Below are 16,166 nucleotides of genomic sequence, written 5' to 3' on the forward strand. Positions count from 1 at the left end.
AGGTGATGTCACATGATCAGAATATCATCACAACAGATTTTCTCCGGCGGCATTAATCGTCTGCAGGACATCAACAGCAACCTGATTGATACGCAGCAGCAGCTATCGACCGGTAAGAAAGTGAACAAACCGTCGGATGATCCGGTGGCGGCCGCTCGCATTCTGAAGCTTGACCAGGAGCTTCAGCGTTCGGAAACCTATGGTCGGAATGCCAATCTTGCCGATAACCGGCTGAAGCAGGAAGAAAGCACCCTGGCCAGCGCCGTGGACATTATCCAGAGGGTGAGGGAGCTGACAGTTCAGGCCGGTAATGGTTCTCTGTCTGCCAATGATCGGCAGTCCATCTCTGCCGAACTCAAGGAGCGTCTGGGTCAGCTCGCCAATATTGCCAATACCCGGGATGCGTCAGGAGAGTATATCTTCAGTGGCTTCCAGGGCAGCACTCCCGCCTTTGCCCAGAATGACGATGGCAAATGGGTTTACCAGGGAGACGAAGGGCAGCGGGTTCTGGAAATTGATGACGGTGTGACCGTTCCCATCAGCGATCACGGTAAAGGCATCTTCGTAGACGTAGCCAAAGGGGTTTTCGCTAAAGGATCAACCTCTGTGGATGGATATATATCCGATCTCGAGTTTGTTGCACCCAAGGATATGGCAGACGCTTTCAGCCCCAGGGTGCCTGACGATTTTGATATCGCCGTCACCGCCAATGGAGCGGGCGACCTGGAAATATCAGCCTCCTATACCCGAGGTGGAACCACCTATCCTTTGGCCGTTGAGCCAGTGGGCGCCCTGGTTGGTGACGAGTTTCAGGTTGCAGGGGTGAAATTAACAATCAACGATGCGCAGGATGGCGATACGTTTACATTGGGCGTGAACGATAAACAGTCTGTATTCGGCACCATCGAGAACCTGATTGCCGGCCTGGACGGAATTTCCAAAACAACGCCCAAGAGCAGTGCCGAGTACGATGCGCTGATCGCTGAAACCCTGGTCAATCTCGATAACGCCCAGGAGTCGATCATTCTGAAGCAAACCGAGCTTGGTGGCCGGCTCAACGCAGTGGAGTCCACCACCGCGTTTCTTGAGGATTCGGAACTCTACACCAAAGAGATTCGTTCCCAGCTACAGGATGTCGACTACGCCGAGGCCATCAGCAACCTCAGTTTCCAGAGCTTCGTATTGCAGGCCGCTCAGCAGTCGTTTGCGCAGGTTTCTCAGCTGTCCCTGTTCGATCGACTCTAATTCACTGTGCCGGCGGGTGATTTTTGCCTGCCGGCTGGTTGCTTTCGGGCTCTGGCTCAGTATAATCCCTCCCACTCTCCGATGGCGGCGTGGTGAAATTGGTAGACACGACGGATTCAAAATCCGTTGGGGTAAAACCCGTGGCGGTTCGAGTCCGCCCGCCGCTACCACTTATAGGCCGCAACCTGCGGCATCGTGAATAGCCCGGCCCATGAACGTCTCCGATTTTCATTTTGATCTGCCGGACGAGCTTATCGCCCGTTATCCGCTTAAAGAACGCAGTGCCTCACGCCTGCTCAGTCTTGACGGCCTTTCCGGCCAGACCACTCATCTGAAGTTTACTGACCTTCCGGACCTGCTCCAGCCCGGGGACCTACTGGTATTCAACAATACCCGTGTTATTCCGGCCCGACTGTTTGGCCAGAAGGAAACCGGTGGCAAAGTGGAAATACTGGTTGAGCGTTTACTGGGTGAAAAGGAATTGCTCGCCCATACCCGTTCTTCCAAATCTCCCAGGGAAGGCCAGCGACTATTGCTGGAAGATGGAGCCGCACTGCGAATGCTGGCGCGGAAAGATGCGCTCTTTCATTTCGTCTATGAAGGCGATGAGGCGTTTCTGGATGTGCTGGAGCGTATCGGTCACATGCCTTTGCCGCCTTATATGGAGCGGGAAGATGAGCAGTCGGATCGTGAGCGCTATCAGACCGTATATGCCAAGGAGGCGGGCGCCGTGGCCGCACCCACTGCCGGGCTACATTTTGATGATGTCGTGCTTTCTGCCCTGAAAGCGAAGGGCATTGAGTTTGCATACGTTACGTTGCATGTTGGCGCTGGCACCTTTCAGCCGGTACGGGTCGACAAGATCGAAGATCATGTCATGCACAGTGAAATCGCCCATGTGCCGGAAGAGACGGTAAAGGCCGTTAATGAAGCCCGCGCTCGGGGTGGCCGGGTCGTTGCCGTGGGTACCACTTCCGTCCGCTCCCTGGAGTCGGCCAGCCGGGCAGGGCGTTTGCAGGAGTTCCGGGGCGACACGGATATATTCATCTACCCTGGCTACCGTTTCCAGACCGTGGACGCCATGATCACTAATTTCCATTTGCCGGAGTCCACACTGATCATGCTGGTCAGCGCGTTTGCAGGCTATAACAACATCATGTCAGCCTATCGCGAGGCGGTGGAGCAAAAGTACCGGTTTTTCAGCTACGGCGACGCCATGTTTCTTACCGCGCAGGAGCCCAGCCGGGGCATGATGCTGGGAACGGATTCCGCCGAGCCACATCAAACCGAATCCCGTGGAGAATCACAGTGAGTGAATCCTGTTTTATGTCCTTCGAGAAACTCGGAGAAGATGGCAAGGCCCGTCGTGGCCGACTGACCTTTCCCCGAGGTGTGGTGGAGACTCCGGCATTCATGCCGGTTGGCACCTATGGCACTGTTAAGGGAATGCTGCCCCGGGACATCGAGGAAATCGGTGCACATATTATTCTGGGCAATACATTTCACCTGATGTTGCGCCCCGGCACAGAGGTGGTGAAAGCCCACGGCGATCTGCACGACTTCACCCAGTGGCAGGGGCCAATTCTGACGGATTCCGGCGGTTTCCAGGTTTTCAGCCTGGGCGAGATGCGCAAGATTACCGAGCAGGGTGTGACTTTCCGGTCTCCGGTTGATGGCTCCAAAGTCGAGCTGTCACCGGAAATCGCGATTCAGGTTCAGCGTGATCTGGGCTCTGACATCGTGATGATTTTCGACGAATGCACGCCGTACCCGGCAACGGAAAAGCAGGCGAAAGAGTCCATGGAGCTCTCGCTGCGCTGGGCCGAGCGCAGTAAGAGGGCCCATGAGGGCAATCCGGCGGCGCTGTTTGGCATCGTGCAGGGCGGCATGTATGAGTCGCTCCGGGATCAGTCCCTGGAGGGCCTGGAAAAGATTGGTTTCGATGGCTATGCCATTGGCGGCCTGTCGGTGGGCGAGCCGAAAGAAGACATGATCCGGATCCTGGATCATCTGCCGCCAAAGATGCCGGAAGACAAGCCACGCTACCTGATGGGCGTTGGTCGCCCTGAGGATATCGTTGAGGCGGTGCGCCGCGGTGTCGATATGTTCGACTGTGTGATGCCAACCCGTAATGCACGCAATGGCTATCTGTTTACCTCCACCGGTATTGTCAAAATCCGCAATGCCAAAAACCGTCACGACACCGGACCGCTGGACGAGCGTTGTGACTGCTATACCTGTAAGCATTTTTCCAAGAGCTACCTGCATCATCTTGATAAGTGCGGAGAAATGCTCGGTTCGCAGCTCAATACCATTCATAACCTGAGGTTCTATCAGAACCTGATGAGTGGATTGCGTGGGGCCATTGAAGCAGGTACATTGTCGGACTTTGTAAGCGAATTCTATGCCTTACGGGGCGAAACCGTTCCGCCTCTGGGCGATTCCTGAACAAATTTTGCTTTAAATCTGTCAATAAACGGAGAACCTGAATGAAATCAGTCAAATTGCTCATCGCTGGCCTGCTGTCTCTGATGCCTGCTCTGGCCTCGGCTCAGGAAGCGGGTGCCCAGGGAATGAGCGTTATGGGTCAGATCATCTTCTTCGCCGGCTTCATCCTGATTTTCTATTTCCTGATCTGGCGTCCGCAGTCCAAGCGTGCAAAAGAGCACAAGGCGCTGATGTCCGGCCTTAACAAGGGTGATGAAGTGGTTACCTCTGGCGGCGTTGCTGGCAAGATTACCAAAGTGACCGACGACTTCATTGTTCTGGAAGTTGCAGATAACGTTGAAATGAAGGTTCAGAAAGTTGCCGTTGCTGCGGCTCTGCCGAAAGGCACTCTCAAGGACATCTGAGCTGGTTTCCAGGCGCATCCAAGATGCGCCTGTTCATTTTCTGACTGGCTGAAACACCAAGACCGGCACGTCTGCCGGCTCGAAGGATTCTCATGCTGAACAAGTATCCTCTCTGGAAAAACCTGGTCATCGTGTTTGCACTGGTGATTGGTTTTATCTACGCCTTACCGAACTTTTTCCCTGACGATTACGCTATCCAGATCACCGGCGCCCGTGGCAGCACTGAAGTTGAGCAGCGAGTGCTTGATCGCGCCCTTGCCAAGCTTGAGCAGGAAGGTATCGAAGTAAAATCAAGCCTGCTGGAAGAGCGTGACGCGCTGATCCGCCTCACCAGCTCCGATGACCAGCTGCGGGCACGCCCCGCTGTTCAGGCGGCTCTTGGCAACGAATACCTGGTGGCCCTGAATATGGCGCCGTCAACGCCGGGCTGGCTGCGTAGCCTTGGAGCAGGCCCAATGAAACTGGGGCTAGATTTACGTGGTGGTGTTCACTTCCTGTTGGAGGTGGATATGGAAACGGCTTTGAATCAGCGTCTGGAAGCGTTGTCTGGTCAGATCAAGCGAGAGCTGAGGGAAGAGCGCATCCGCTACCGCGGTGGCGACATTGAGGATCAGGCCCGCATTGTACTGAGCTTCCGTGACGAAGCTGCACGTAGCGAGGCGTTTGAGCTGGTTCGCGATCAGTACAACGAGTTCCTGTTGGATGAGACAACAGAAGGTGAAGAGTTTCTGCTGACGCTGACACTGTCCGAAGCAGAAGTTCGGAACATCCAGGAATACGCTCTTGAACAGAACCTGACCACCATCCGCAACCGGGTGAATGAACTGGGCGTGGCCGAGCCGCTGGTTCAGCGTCAGGGGGCAGACCGCATTATTGTAGAGCTGCCAGGTGTACAGGATACCGCTCAGGCCAAGCGTGTACTTGGCGCGACGGCTAACCTGGAATTCCGGATGGAAGCTCGGCAGGATGCGCCGTCCGCCGAGACCGAACAGTTTCCTTTCCGGGATAATCCACAGCGTACCGCTCGTCTTGAGCGGGATGTGATTGCCACTGGTAACAACGTTGCCAATGCCCAGCAGGCGTTCGATGAGAATGGCCAGCCGCAGGTCAATATCACCATGGACTCCGTTGGTGGTGACCTGATGAATCGGGCGACTCGCAATAGCATCGGCCGCCGTATGGCAGTGTTGTTCATTGAATACCGCACCGAAACCGAGACCCGGGAAGTTAACGGAGAAATCGTTGAAACTGAAAACCGGGTCGTGGAAAAAGGCATTATCAGCCTGGCGACAGTGCAGTCAGCGCTGGGGAGCAGCTTCCGGATTACTGGTCTGGATTCCATCCCCGAAGCGGCTGAGCTCGCACTGCTGCTGAGGGCCGGTGCTCTGGCTGCGCCCATGTACTTTGTGCAGGAGCGCACCATCGGGCCAAGCCTGGGGCAGAAGAATATCGATGCCGGGATGATGTCGGTGATGCTCGGCTTCGGGCTGGTGTTGCTTTACATGCTGGTGTTCTACCGCGGCTTCGGATTGGTGGCCAATGTTGCGCTGACGCTTAACCTGATGTTGCTGGTTGCATGCATGTCAATCCTATCTGCCACGCTGACGTTGCCGGGTATCGCGGGTATCGTTCTTACGGTGGGTATGGCCGTTGATGCGAACGTTCTGATCTTTGAACGTATCAAGGAAGAGCTGAAGGCGGGTGTGCCGCCACAAAGCGCCATTAATGCCGGTTATGGTCGCGCCTTTGTGTCGATTTTCGATGCCAATATCACAACCCTTCTGGTTGCCGTCATTCTGTTTGCCATGGGCTCCGGACCGGTGAAGGGCTTCGCAGTTACCCTGTGTATCGGTATTCTCACTTCCATGTTCTCGGGCCTGATGGTGAGCCGCGGCATAGTGAATCTGGTTTATGGCGGTCGCAGGGTCGAGAAATTGTCCATCGGGGGGAAGCTTGAAAATGCCTGATATGGAAAAGCAGCCGTTTGATTTCATGGGCTTGCGGAAGATAGCTTCCGTACTTTCTATTGTTTTGGTGGTGGTCTCCATTGCGCTGTTGGGGGTGCGTGGCCTGAATCTGGGTATGGACTTTACCGGGGGAACCTCGGTGGAGCTCGAATACGCTGAAGCTCCTAGCCTGGACGGAATCAGAAACACCCTTACCGAGGCGGGGTACGAGCAGTTTGCGGTTCAGAATTTCGGAGCCGATACTACGGTACTGATCCGGATGGCAGAGGCCGGGAATGACGAACTGGCGCTGGAAGTGGCCGGCGTGCTGGCGGCGGACGGAGCTGACCTTGAGTTGGTCAGCTCTGAATTTGTCGGTTCTCAGGTGGGCGAAGAGCTCAAAGAAGACAGTGGGCTGGGGCTGCTGATCGCCCTCGCGGTGGTACTGATCTACGTGGGTATGCGCTTCCAGTTCAAGTTTGGTATCGCCTCGGTGATTCCTCTGGCGCACGACGTCATCATTGTGCTGGGGGTGTTCGCGCTGTTTCAGTGGACCTTCGACCTGACGGTGCTGGCGGCGTTGCTGGCGGTTATCGGGTATTCCCTGAACGATACCATCGTTGTTGCTGACCGGATTCGGGAGAATTTCAGAAAAATGCGCGTAGGTGAGGCCTGGGACATTATCAACCAGTCGATCCACGAGACCATTACCCGAACCATTAATACTTCTGGTACCACGCTGGTTGTATTGCTGGCGCTGTATTTCCTGGGTGGCGAAGCGATCAATAACTTTGCGCTTGCCCTGATTATCGGTGTTGTTGTCGGTACCTATTCGTCCATCTACGTGTCCGCGAATATGTTGATGGTGATGGGCGTGACCCGCGAAGATCTGATGGTTCCCGCGAAAGAGGGTACCGGTGAGGAAGAAGAGGAGCAGCCGCCGGAGTGGTTGAACCGGATGTAAGCTCCGGGTCTTTTCCAGGCCACAAAAAAAACCGCCATCCGTAAGGAGTGGCGGTTTTTTTGTGGCCCTGTCTTTCTTAACGCGGCAGTCGACCCCGGAAGGGGTGCAGCGTTTTGAGCAGTTCCCGGAACAACTTTGGATTGGCGACGACCAGTTGTCTGGCGGCTCCAACCGCGGGGTTGCCGGAGAAGTCGCCGGTCAGGGCGCCAGACTCCATGGCCAGTGTTACGCCCAGATCAAAATCTGCTGCCTGTGGTCGGAAGATCACGGCCGCATCCAGCAGGCCAGCAGACACTCGCGCGATATCCAGTGTCACGCAGCCCGAGGTGCGGAACATGGCGGTGTCGCGAGCCAGGACGGCTGCCATCTCGCCCCAGATCATGGGGTCATCGCCCTGGCGGGCCTGGTCGAGGAGGTTGGTGGCCAGTGCTGCCTTGGCGGGCACTTTTACTTCGGACGTGCGCACGCGGCGGCTGTTCAGGACAGCGCCGTGGCCTCGGCTGGCAGAGTACTCTTCGCCGGTAATCGGGTTAACCAGTAGCAGGTTTTCGGTGCGGTTGTTCTTTTTCTGGGCCAGGGCAAGAACAAATTCGGGAATGCCTCGCACAAAATTGTCGCGGCCGAGAACCGGGAATATGTGCCAGCTTTTATCGTGGTTGCCGGCGTCGGACTCGCCCAGAGGCGCGATCACATGATCCTTGTAGGCCTTTTCCAGTTGTTCGGTGAAGTTGTCGTAAATGGACTGCTCCACTCGCTCCAGTTGCCGGTGGCGTTCGGACTCATCCTTACCGTTAGGCTCCTGGCGCTCGAAATGAGCTTTCAGGTAGTCAGATCCCTGGCGGGCAACGCGCAGGGCCATTTTAATTGCTGGTTGCATCTGAGTGTTCATTATCCGGGTGTGTGAAGGCCGGCCATGATAGCAAAAACTGCCCCGCCTTGTACGTTTTTTGGCTTAGCAAAAGCACGGATACCACGGGGTTGCGGCATTTCCGGAGAGCAGGTCGGCCGGTAATTCTGGTATCATGCCGCTCTTTTATCACTTTTCTTGAAGTAACAGGCCCGATGACCATGAACAAGCCCGCGCTGCCGGTGGAAAGCACTGATACCTACAATGATCAGGTTCGCATCGTCCTGGTGGAAACTACCCACTCGGGCAATATCGGCGCCGTCGCCCGCGCCATGAAAAACATGGGGCTTGGAAATCTCTGGCTGGTGAATCCAAAGTCGTTTCCGGACGAAGCCTCCTATGCCCGGGCTTCATCGGCGTCGGATGTGCTGGATCGGGCTCAGGTAGTTTCCAGTCTTGATGAGGCGTTGTCAGACTGTGTCCTGGTGATGGGTACCAGCGCACGCGGGCGGAAGGTCCCCTGGCCCGTTATTTCCCCGCCCCAGGCTGCCGTCACCGCGGCGGAAAACAGTGCTCGTGGTCCAGTCGCCCTGGTGTTCGGGCGTGAGAGCAATGGGTTGTCCAATGAAGAGCTTCAGCGCTGCCATTATCACATCCATATTCCCTCGAACCCGGACTACAGCTCACTGAATCTGGCAATGGCGGTGCAGGTGGTTTGTTATGAATTGAGGATGCATTATCTTCGTGGGCTTGAAGAGGTGGAAAGCAGTCCCTACCTTGAGTCCATGGTTCAACCCGGGGATCGCGGCTGGGATGTACCGCCCGCAACGGTGAATGATGTAGAGGGGTTTTTCGGGCACCTTGAACAGGTATTGCAGGATGTGGATTTTCATCGCCGGGAGAACCCCAGGCAGTTGATGACACGGTTGCGCCGGTTGTTTCAGCGGGCAAAGCTGGACCAGATGGAAATCAATATTCTCCGGGGTATTCTGACATCGGTTCAGAAGGCCGCCGGTGCCCGCGAAGGGGTGGGCAGGAAAACGACAGCGGCTGGCGCCGTGGATGAGGGGCAGGAATAACATCATGTTTGAGCGTTTACGGGAAGATGTAAAAAGCGTATTTCACCGGGATCCGGCGGCCAGGAACACCTTTGAAGTGTTGACCAACTACCCGGGATTGCACGCGCTGTTGTTTCACCGCTTCTCCCACTGGCTGTGGAGCATGGGGCTGAAGTGGCTGGCGCGGACGATTTCTACGCTGGCGAGATGGTTTACCGGTATCGAGATTCATCCTGGCGCAACCATTGGTCGCCGCTTCTTTATCGACCATGGCATGGGTGTGGTGATTGGTGAAACCACGGTGATTGGAGACGATGTCACGCTCTACCAGGGCGTGACGCTTGGCGGCACCAGCTGGAACAAGGGCAAGCGGCATCCAACCATCGGTAATGGTGTGGTAGTGGGTGCCGGCGCAAAGATTCTTGGGCCATTTGAAGTGGGTGAGGGTGCGAAGATCGGCTCCAACTCTGTGGTAACTAAGGCGGTTCCGCCTGGCGCAACCGTGGTAGGCATCCCGGGCAGGGTCATCGTCAAGCGTAAAGGTGAAGACGACGTGCGCCGCAAGGAGATGGAGGAGCGTATGGGCTTCGACGCCTACGGCGTAACCGAGGAAATGCCGGACCCGGTCGCAAGGTCCGTCCGAGCTTTGCTGGACCACATGCATGCGGTGGATGATCGGATTGAGAATATGTGCAAGGCGCTTCGCAAGGTGAACGCCGAGTATCAGAATGGCGAGCTGCCTCCCTTGCATGATGAGGATTTCGACTGCGTTCGCGATGAGTCTGATGAGCGGGAGCGTGGCTGAATACTTGACTGTTTTAGTTGGTCAATTCATACTCGCTCCAGTGAATCGAGATTCAATCCCATCATTGGGGCTGAGGTTATGAAACTGACCACGAAAGGCCGCTATGCCGTTACGGCAATGCTGGATCTTGCGCTGCATGCAGGGCAGGGGCCGGTGAGTCTGGCGGATATTTCAGCCCGACAGGAAATATCCCTTTCTTACCTGGAGCAGCTGTTCTCTCGACTGCGCAGGCAGAAATTGGTGGTAAGTGTACGTGGTCCCGGTGGCGGTTATCGCCTGAGCCGCTCCGCAGATGAGGTTTTCGTGGCCGAAGTGGTCGACGCTGTGAGTGAGTCCCTTGATACTACGCGTTGCGGTAACAAAGGTGACTGCCAGAACGGCGAGAAATGCCTCACCCACCATCTCTGGTCTGATCTCAGTGACCAGATTCATCAATTCCTGAGTGAAATCAGTCTCGGGGATCTGATGCGCAAACACGAAATCCGGCAAGTGGCTGATCGTCAGAACCGCAAGCAGTCTGATGAAAGTGCCGACGCTATCAATACCCAAAGACTGACTGACCAGGCCACGGCCTGATAACCCGACCTCTTTTGCCTATGAAAAAGCCCGTCTATCTGGACTATGCGGCGACGACGCCCGTTGATCCCGCCGTTGCTGAAGACATGATGAAGTACCTGACCCTGGATGGGGTGTTTGGCAATCCGGCTTCCCGCTCTCATGGTTATGGCTGGCAGGCCGAAGCCGCCGTTGAAAATGCTCGTCGACAGGTGGCGGATCTGATCCACGCAGACCCCCGGGAGATTGTCTGGACTTCCGGAGCCACGGAATCTGACAATCTTGCCATCAAGGGTGTGGCGGAGCTACGCGATAATCCCCATATCGTGACATCCCGCATTGAGCACAAGGCTGTCATTGATACCTGTAAGTGGCTGGAGCAGCAGGGCATTGAGGTTACCTGGCTGGAACCGGGAGTTGATGGCAGGGTGTCCGTTGAGTCTGTCGAATCCGCCCTTCGGGATAATACGGCCCTGGTCAGCCTGATGATGGTCAACAATGAGCTTGGGTCGCTGACCGACATCCGCGCAATCGGCCGGTGCTTGAGAAAGCGTGGCGTGCTGTTTCATGTTGATGCCGCCCAGGCCGCCGGCAAGCTGCCAGTGGATGTTGCGGATCTTGAGGTGGATTTGCTCTCTCTTTCGGCTCACAAGGTTTATGGCCCGAAAGGCGTAGGGGCGCTGTATGTCCGGCGAGCGTCGGAGGTTCGCATTGCAGCACAGATGCATGGCGGCGGACATGAGCGCGGCATGCGATCGGGCACACTGGCCACGCATCAGATCGTGGGCATGGGGCGGGCCTTCGAGCTGGCACGTACCGGGCTTGATGCCGAAATAAGTAAACTGGAACAGATGCGCGCGGCGTTCCTGGACGGGCTTGAGGGGCTTGACGGAGTTCACTTTAATGGCAGTCGGGAACATCGTGTGCCAGGTATTGTCAATCTGTCGTTTGAGGGTGTTGAAGCCGAGTCGTTGATGCTCGGCCTTCGCAACCTTGCGGTGTCCTCGGGCTCCGCCTGCGCTTCAGCAACGGTCGAGCCTTCTTATGTATTGCGAGGAATAGGCGTCAGCGATGAGCTGGCTCACCGGGCGCTCAGGTTCTCCTTTGGCAGGTTCACCACCGAAGAGGAGGTTGCATTTGCCTGTTCCCAGATTGTTGAAGTTGTGGAGCGACTTCGCTCGGTGCGGTAGGCAGTTGCACCCTGACTGCGTATAATCCCACCTCTGAATTTTCAACCCTGAACTAACTGGAGAAATACCATGGCAAACGAGCGCACGCTCTCCATTATCAAGCCCGACGCAGTCGCCAAGAACGTGATCGGCGAAATCTACAGCCGTTTCGAGAAGGCGGACCTGAAAATCGTTGCTGCCAAGATGATGCACCTTACTCAGGAGCAGGCTGAGGGCTTTTACGCCGAGCACAAAGAGCGCCCGTTCTTTAATGATCTGGTTGCATTTATGACCTCTGGCCCGGTTGTGGTTCAGGTGCTGGAAGGCGAGGGCGCTATCCTGAAGAATCGTGAGCTGATGGGTGCTACCAACCCTAAAGAAGCGGAAGCTGGCACAATTCGTGCGGATTTTGCTTCCTCCATCGACGCTAACGCTGTCCATGGTTCTGACTCTGCTGCCTCCGCTGAGCGTGAAGTGGCTTATTTCTTCAACGACAACGAAATCTGCCCGCGCGGCTGAGGTTGTTGTTTCAGGGGTGCCCGGCAGGGTGCCCCTGAATTGGTTATCTGATCGAGGTTATGTGATGACGGGCGCCGCCGAAAAAGTCAATCTTCTGGGAATGCCCAAGGCAAAACTGGAGGCGTTTTTTGAAACCCTGGGGGAAAAGCGTTTCCGTGCCCAGCAGGTTCTCCAGTGGATGCATCAGCGTGGTGTTGATGACTTCGATCAAATGACCAATATGAGCAAGTCGCTGCGCGAACAGCTCAAGGAAGTTGCCGAGATTCGTGGCCCCGAGGTCGTCTATGATGAGACATCAAAAGACGGTACCCGGAAATGGGTCATGCGCATGGATAACGGCAACAGCGTTGAAACCGTCCTGATTCCGGATGGCGAGCGTGGAACCCTCTGCGTGTCCTCGCAAATCGGTTGCAGTCTCGACTGTACCTTCTGCTCCACCGGCAAGCGTGGTTTTAACCGCAATCTGACGGCCGCCGAGATCATTGGCCAGGTGTGGGTTGCACGACGGGCGTTCATGCCGTTCGATCCCAATGACCGGCCTATCACCAACGTGGTGATGATGGGGATGGGCGAGCCCCTGCTTAATTTTGAGAACGTGGTCGATGCCATGAATCTCATGATGGAGGATCTGGCCTACGGCATTTCAAAGCGTCGGGTAACGCTCAGTACATCGGGTGTGGTGCCCGCACTGGATCGTCTCGGTGAAGTTACCGATGTTTCACTGGCCATCTCACTCCATGCACCTAATGATGAATTGAGGAACCAGCTGGTTCCTCTGAACAAGAAATATCCGATTGCCGAACTGCTGGCTGCGACCCGGCGCTACCTTTCACGGCTGCCGGACAAGCGCAAAGCCACGATTGAGTACACGGTAATTGAAGGCGTGAATGATCAACCCGAACACGCCCGGGAGCTGGTTGTTTTGCTGAAAGGGCTACCGTGCAAGATCAACCTGATTCCGTTTAATCCGTTCCCGGAAAGTGATTTCCGCCGGCCAAGCATGAACGCAACCCGGAGATTCCAGACCGTACTCAACGAGGCCGGTTACGTCACGACGATCCGGACTACCCGCGGTGACGACATTGATGCTGCCTGCGGCCAGTTGGTAGGGCGGGTTGAAGACCGCACGCGCAGAAGCCAGCGTTATATCGCAGTACAACAGGTCAACCCCTGATAACCGTCGGGTGGAGACAACAGGAGAAGGTGTTTGTTGATGGCAAAGGACGTTACCGTGAAACTCGTTTCCACTGTGGTTCTGGTTATCGGGGTCATGTTATCGGGCTGTGTCACCACCACCGATAGCCGGTTCAGCCGTGAAGCCGACCGACAGAAAGCCCTCAACAATTATGTTCAACTGGCGACTGCCTACATTGGTCAGGGGAATCTGGATCGTGCCCGTGACCACCTGGAGCGGGCGTTAGAAATCGACAGCCGAAGCGCACCGGCACTTGCTGCCCGGGGCCTGGTGCTGAGCGCGGAGGGTGAGGAAAGCCTGGCGGAAAAAAGCTTCCGGGATGCCATTGCCTCAGATGGAGACTATACCCGCGGAAGAGTGTATTACGGTGCTTTCCTGTATAGCCTCAAACGGTTTGAGGAGGCCCGGGACCAGTTCCGGATAGCCTCACGTGATACGGAGTACAAAGACCGGGGAGCCGTTTTTTATAACCTCGGGCTGACAGAAGAACGGCTTGGGTCGCTGGAATCGGCCGAAGCTGCCTATCGGCGTGCCGTGGAGCTTACGCGGGGCGAAGCCCGCACCCTGTTGTCCCTCTCTCGGGTGCTGGTTGAGCAGGATAACTTTTCTCAGGCCTCTCGATACTACAGCCGTCTTCAGACCATGATACAGCGCAATACCCGGTTGACGCATTCACCGGAGAGTCTGTATACCGGTATCCGGATTGCCCGGCATTTCCAGGACAGGGATCAGGAAGCCAGCCTGGCACTATTGCTCAGAAACGAGTATCCGGAATCTGTCGAATATCAACAATATAAGGTACTGATTGCCAATGACCGGTGAGGAGCAGTCACAGCCAGCTTCCGAGGCCTCGGTTGGCCAGCAGCTAAGGCGCGCCCGGGAAAAGCTCGGGCTCAGCGTTTCAGACATTGCAGATCAGCAACACCTGCGCCCTTCGGTAATCCAGTCCATCGAGGAAGGGGATTACAGCAAGGTTGATACCGAGTTGTTTCTCAAAGGGTATGTTCGAACCTATGCCCGCCAGGTGCAACTGAATGCAGACGCCCTGATTGCAGCGCTCGACTCGGAACTTGAGCCCCTGCGTCAACAGCGGGAGCAGGAGCACCAGTCCAATCCTCTGGTTGATATCGAGCGCAAGAAAAAACGCAAGCGGCAGATTGCCAAACTGGTTGTGTTGCTGGCATTCCTCGGGGTAGTTGGCTTTCTGGCGTATAGCTATCTCGTAAAACCGGTGTCGGAGCCGGTTCAAAGTAATGCCGACGGAATCTCGGAGTCTCTGGAAGCACAGAGTGGCGAGGCCGTTAGCGATGCCAGTCCTAAACTGGAAGAGGCGCCCTCCGTTAGCGAAGAGGCTGAACAGCCGGCCGAACCGGAACAGATGGATTCCGACACCGGTTCAGTCGGAAACGTTGAAACAGAGAGCGGCGCTGTGACGGATACTGAAGCTCTGAGCGAACCGACCGCCAGTGGAAGCCTCGGCCAGGAAGAGTTGCTGTCAGAGCAGCCTTCGGTGGAACAGCCGCCCGTTGTTGCGCAATCCCCGGATCCCGCTCTGACTGAGTCTGAAGTGATGGAGGACCCGGTTGAAACCGTGAGGTTGGCCATGACGTTCAGTGACGACTGCTGGATTCAGGTCACAGATGGTGCGGGCAATCGGCTGGCCAGTGCGTTACGCCGAGAGGGCGATGCCCTGGAGGTGAGCGGACAGCCACCGCTCAGAGTTGTGGTGGGCGCCATGAGCGCGGTGGAGTCCCTGGAATTTCAGGGCGAACCGATGGGTCTTGGTAATTTTCGCGTCGTAAATAACCGGTCAGAGTTTACGCTCGAGCCCTGAGCAGAATTTTCTTCCCAAAGATTTCTGGTTGAATCCCATGAAACAAGAGTCTCCGATCAAAAGACGTAAATCCCGTCAGATCATGGTAGGTAATGTTCCCGTTGGCGGCGATGCGCCCATTGCGGTGCAGAGCATGACCAATACCAATACCTGCGACGTAGACGCAACAGTCACACAGATCAAGGCTATCCAGGAGGCCGGAGCGGATATCGTGCGGGTGTCGGTTCCGTCCATGGAGGCGGCTGAGGCCTTTGGCAAGATTCGCCAGCAGGTCTCGTTACCGTTGGTGGCCGATATCCATTTTGACTACAAGATAGCGCTCCGAGTTGCAGAGCTTGGTGTGGACTGCCTGCGCATCAATCCCGGTAACATTGGCCGGGACGATCGCGTCAGTGCGGTAATCAGTGCTGCCCGGGACCGCAACATTCCGATCAGGATCGGCGTAAACGCGGGTTCACTGGAAAAAGCGCTTCAACGCAAATACGGCGAGCCCACGCCGGAAGCGCTGGTAGAGTCGGCCATGCGTCATATCGACATCCTGGACAAACACGATTTTCAGGACTTCAAGGTCAGCCTGAAAGCGTCTGAAGTGTTCATGACCGTCGCGGCCTACCGCCTTATCGCCTCCCAGATTGAGCAACCGCTGCACCTGGGTATTACTGAGGCCGGTGGATTCCGCTCTGGTACGGTCAAGTCCTCCATTGGCCTGGGCATGCTGTTGATGGATGGCATTGGGGACACCATTCGGGTTTCCCTTGCTGCCGATCCGGTTCAGGAAATCAAAGTCGGCTTCGACATTCTCAAAAGTCTTCGGTTACGCAGCCGCGGCATTAACTTTATCGCCTGCCCAAGTTGTTCCCGTCAGAACTTTGATGTTATCCAGACCATGAATGATCTGGAGGCCCGGCTTGAGGATGTGAACACCTCCATGGATGTGGCCATTATCGGCTGTATTGTTAATGGTCCCGGTGAGGCAAAGGTAGCGGATATCGGTCTGACCGGTGGCACACCGAAAAACCTGTTCTATATGGCCGGAAAGCCCAACCAGAAGCTGGACAACGCAACGCTGGTGGACGACCTTGAACGCCTGATTCGCGAGGAAGTGTCACGGCGCGAGGACCAGGACAGCGCAGTCATCGCCAAGTCCTCAGACTGATCAGAACCGATTTCAGAAACC

Annotated in this window: 16 protein-coding genes and 1 tRNA gene; 16 read left to right on the top strand and 1 reads right to left on the bottom strand. The window is 56.0% G+C overall.

Going from position 1 to position 16,166, the window contains the following annotated elements; all coding sequences use genetic code 11:
- The first annotated feature begins 12 nt into the window (after window positions 1-12).
- The 7 genes from flgL to secF all read left to right on the top strand — a co-directional run bounded on the left by flgL (window position 13) and on the right by secF (window position 7,007).
- A complete protein-coding gene (gene flgL, locus JIF53_RS03130) occupies window positions 13-1,245 on the top strand; it encodes a flagellar hook-associated protein FlgL (protein ID WP_183577910.1) in 1,233 nt (410 codons plus the stop codon).
- An 83-nt stretch (window positions 1,246-1,328) separates the two neighbouring features.
- Window positions 1,329-1,415 (top strand) — tRNA-Leu (locus tag JIF53_RS03135).
- Window positions 1,416-1,456: 41 nt separating this feature from the next.
- A complete protein-coding gene (gene queA / locus JIF53_RS03140; protein ID WP_199451813.1) occupies window positions 1,457-2,557 on the top strand; it encodes a tRNA preQ1(34) S-adenosylmethionine ribosyltransferase-isomerase QueA in 1,101 nt (366 codons plus the stop codon).
- A 14-nt stretch (window positions 2,558-2,571) separates the two neighbouring features.
- Window positions 2,572-3,693 carry a tRNA guanosine(34) transglycosylase Tgt gene (gene tgt / locus JIF53_RS03145; protein WP_014421745.1) on the top strand — a complete coding sequence of 374 codons (1,122 nt, stop codon included), beginning with the start codon at window positions 2,572-2,574 and terminating at the stop codon, window positions 3,691-3,693.
- 41 nt (window positions 3,694-3,734) lie between these two features.
- Window positions 3,735-4,097: a preprotein translocase subunit YajC gene (gene yajC / locus JIF53_RS03150; protein ID WP_011784624.1), complete on the top strand. Its 363-nt coding sequence runs from the start codon at window positions 3,735-3,737 to the stop codon at window positions 4,095-4,097.
- A gap of 92 nt (window positions 4,098-4,189) precedes the next feature.
- Complete coding sequence (gene secD, locus JIF53_RS03155) at window positions 4,190-6,064, top strand: protein translocase subunit SecD (RefSeq protein ID WP_014421744.1); 1,875 nt, start codon at window positions 4,190-4,192, stop codon at window positions 6,062-6,064.
- Window positions 6,057-7,007: a protein translocase subunit SecF gene (secF, locus tag JIF53_RS03160; RefSeq protein WP_011784626.1), complete on the top strand. Its 951-nt coding sequence runs from the start codon at window positions 6,057-6,059 to the stop codon at window positions 7,005-7,007. The genes secD and secF overlap by 8 nt, the downstream gene beginning before the upstream one ends.
- Window positions 7,008-7,083: 76 nt before the next feature.
- On the opposite strand, the gene JIF53_RS03165 is transcribed toward secF, so the two are convergent.
- Window positions 7,084-7,884: an inositol monophosphatase family protein gene (locus tag JIF53_RS03165; protein WP_041654773.1), complete on the bottom strand. Its 801-nt coding sequence runs from the start codon at window positions 7,882-7,884 to the stop codon at window positions 7,084-7,086.
- A 191-nt stretch (window positions 7,885-8,075) separates the two neighbouring features.
- On the opposite strand from JIF53_RS03165, the gene trmJ reads away from it, so the two are divergent.
- The 9 genes from trmJ to ispG all read left to right on the top strand — a co-directional run bounded on the left by trmJ (window position 8,076) and on the right by ispG (window position 16,145).
- Window positions 8,076-8,933, top strand: a complete 858-nt coding sequence (trmJ, locus tag JIF53_RS03170) for a tRNA (cytosine(32)/uridine(32)-2'-O)-methyltransferase TrmJ (protein WP_199451814.1) — start codon at window positions 8,076-8,078, stop codon at window positions 8,931-8,933.
- 4 nt (window positions 8,934-8,937) lie between these two features.
- The gene (cysE, locus tag JIF53_RS03175; protein WP_014421741.1) at window positions 8,938-9,717 is read left to right on the top strand and encodes a serine O-acetyltransferase; all 780 of its coding nucleotides are present in this window, start codon (window positions 8,938-8,940) and stop codon (window positions 9,715-9,717) included.
- Window positions 9,718-9,795: 78 nt separating this feature from the next.
- Entirely contained in the window at window positions 9,796-10,293 is a 498-nt protein-coding gene (iscR, locus tag JIF53_RS03180) for a Fe-S cluster assembly transcriptional regulator IscR (RefSeq protein ID WP_011784630.1), read from the top strand.
- Between the two features lie 20 nt (window positions 10,294-10,313).
- Window positions 10,314-11,462 carry an IscS subfamily cysteine desulfurase gene (locus JIF53_RS03185; RefSeq protein ID WP_011784631.1) on the top strand — a complete coding sequence of 383 codons (1,149 nt, stop codon included), beginning with the start codon at window positions 10,314-10,316 and terminating at the stop codon, window positions 11,460-11,462.
- A 69-nt stretch (window positions 11,463-11,531) separates the two neighbouring features.
- Complete coding sequence (gene ndk / locus JIF53_RS03190; protein ID WP_011784632.1) at window positions 11,532-11,960, top strand: nucleoside-diphosphate kinase; 429 nt, start codon at window positions 11,532-11,534, stop codon at window positions 11,958-11,960.
- 64 nt (window positions 11,961-12,024) lie between these two features.
- A complete protein-coding gene (rlmN, locus tag JIF53_RS03195) occupies window positions 12,025-13,134 on the top strand; it encodes a 23S rRNA (adenine(2503)-C(2))-methyltransferase RlmN (RefSeq protein ID WP_011784633.1) in 1,110 nt (369 codons plus the stop codon).
- A 39-nt stretch (window positions 13,135-13,173) separates the two neighbouring features.
- Window positions 13,174-13,977, top strand: a complete 804-nt coding sequence (gene pilW / locus JIF53_RS03200; protein WP_011784634.1) for a type IV pilus biogenesis/stability protein PilW — start codon at window positions 13,174-13,176, stop codon at window positions 13,975-13,977.
- Window positions 13,967-14,989, top strand: a complete 1,023-nt coding sequence (locus JIF53_RS03205; protein WP_011784635.1) for a RodZ domain-containing protein — start codon at window positions 13,967-13,969, stop codon at window positions 14,987-14,989. The genes pilW and JIF53_RS03205 overlap by 11 nt, the downstream gene beginning before the upstream one ends.
- 37 nt (window positions 14,990-15,026) lie before the next feature.
- Window positions 15,027-16,145, top strand: a complete 1,119-nt coding sequence (ispG, locus tag JIF53_RS03210) for a flavodoxin-dependent (E)-4-hydroxy-3-methylbut-2-enyl-diphosphate synthase (protein ID WP_011784636.1) — start codon at window positions 15,027-15,029, stop codon at window positions 16,143-16,145.
- The last annotated feature ends 21 nt before the right edge of the window (window positions 16,146-16,166 follow it).

It is taken from the genome of Marinobacter sp. bablab_jr008, from assembly GCF_016464145.1.
Lineage (GTDB): Bacteria > Pseudomonadota > Gammaproteobacteria > Pseudomonadales > Oleiphilaceae > Marinobacter > Marinobacter nauticus.

What these genes read in the sequence shown, in the direction of transcription:
- flgL (WP_183577910.1), top strand. Translation starts at nt 13, where the DNA reads ATGATCAGAATATCATCACAACAGATTTTCTCCGGCGGCATTAATCGT.
- queA (WP_199451813.1), top strand. Translation starts at nt 1,457, where the DNA reads ATGAACGTCTCCGATTTTCATTTTGATCTGCCGGACGAGCTTATCGCC.
- tgt (WP_014421745.1), top strand. Translation starts at nt 2,572, where the DNA reads ATGTCCTTCGAGAAACTCGGAGAAGATGGCAAGGCCCGTCGTGGCCGA.
- yajC (WP_011784624.1), top strand. Translation starts at nt 3,735, where the DNA reads ATGAAATCAGTCAAATTGCTCATCGCTGGCCTGCTGTCTCTGATGCCT.
- secD (WP_014421744.1), top strand. Translation starts at nt 4,190, where the DNA reads ATGCTGAACAAGTATCCTCTCTGGAAAAACCTGGTCATCGTGTTTGCA.
- secF (WP_011784626.1), top strand. Translation starts at nt 6,057, where the DNA reads ATGCCTGATATGGAAAAGCAGCCGTTTGATTTCATGGGCTTGCGGAAG.
- JIF53_RS03165 (WP_041654773.1), bottom strand. Translation starts at nt 7,884, where the DNA reads ATGCAACCAGCAATTAAAATGGCCCTGCGCGTTGCCCGCCAGGGATCT.
- trmJ (WP_199451814.1), top strand. Translation starts at nt 8,076, where the DNA reads ATGAACAAGCCCGCGCTGCCGGTGGAAAGCACTGATACCTACAATGAT.
- cysE (WP_014421741.1), top strand. Translation starts at nt 8,938, where the DNA reads ATGTTTGAGCGTTTACGGGAAGATGTAAAAAGCGTATTTCACCGGGAT.
- iscR (WP_011784630.1), top strand. Translation starts at nt 9,796, where the DNA reads ATGAAACTGACCACGAAAGGCCGCTATGCCGTTACGGCAATGCTGGAT.
- JIF53_RS03185 (WP_011784631.1), top strand. Translation starts at nt 10,314, where the DNA reads ATGAAAAAGCCCGTCTATCTGGACTATGCGGCGACGACGCCCGTTGAT.
- ndk (WP_011784632.1), top strand. Translation starts at nt 11,532, where the DNA reads ATGGCAAACGAGCGCACGCTCTCCATTATCAAGCCCGACGCAGTCGCC.
- rlmN (WP_011784633.1), top strand. Translation starts at nt 12,025, where the DNA reads ATGACGGGCGCCGCCGAAAAAGTCAATCTTCTGGGAATGCCCAAGGCA.
- pilW (WP_011784634.1), top strand. Translation starts at nt 13,174, where the DNA reads ATGGCAAAGGACGTTACCGTGAAACTCGTTTCCACTGTGGTTCTGGTT.
- JIF53_RS03205 (WP_011784635.1), top strand. Translation starts at nt 13,967, where the DNA reads ATGACCGGTGAGGAGCAGTCACAGCCAGCTTCCGAGGCCTCGGTTGGC.
- ispG (WP_011784636.1), top strand. Translation starts at nt 15,027, where the DNA reads ATGAAACAAGAGTCTCCGATCAAAAGACGTAAATCCCGTCAGATCATG.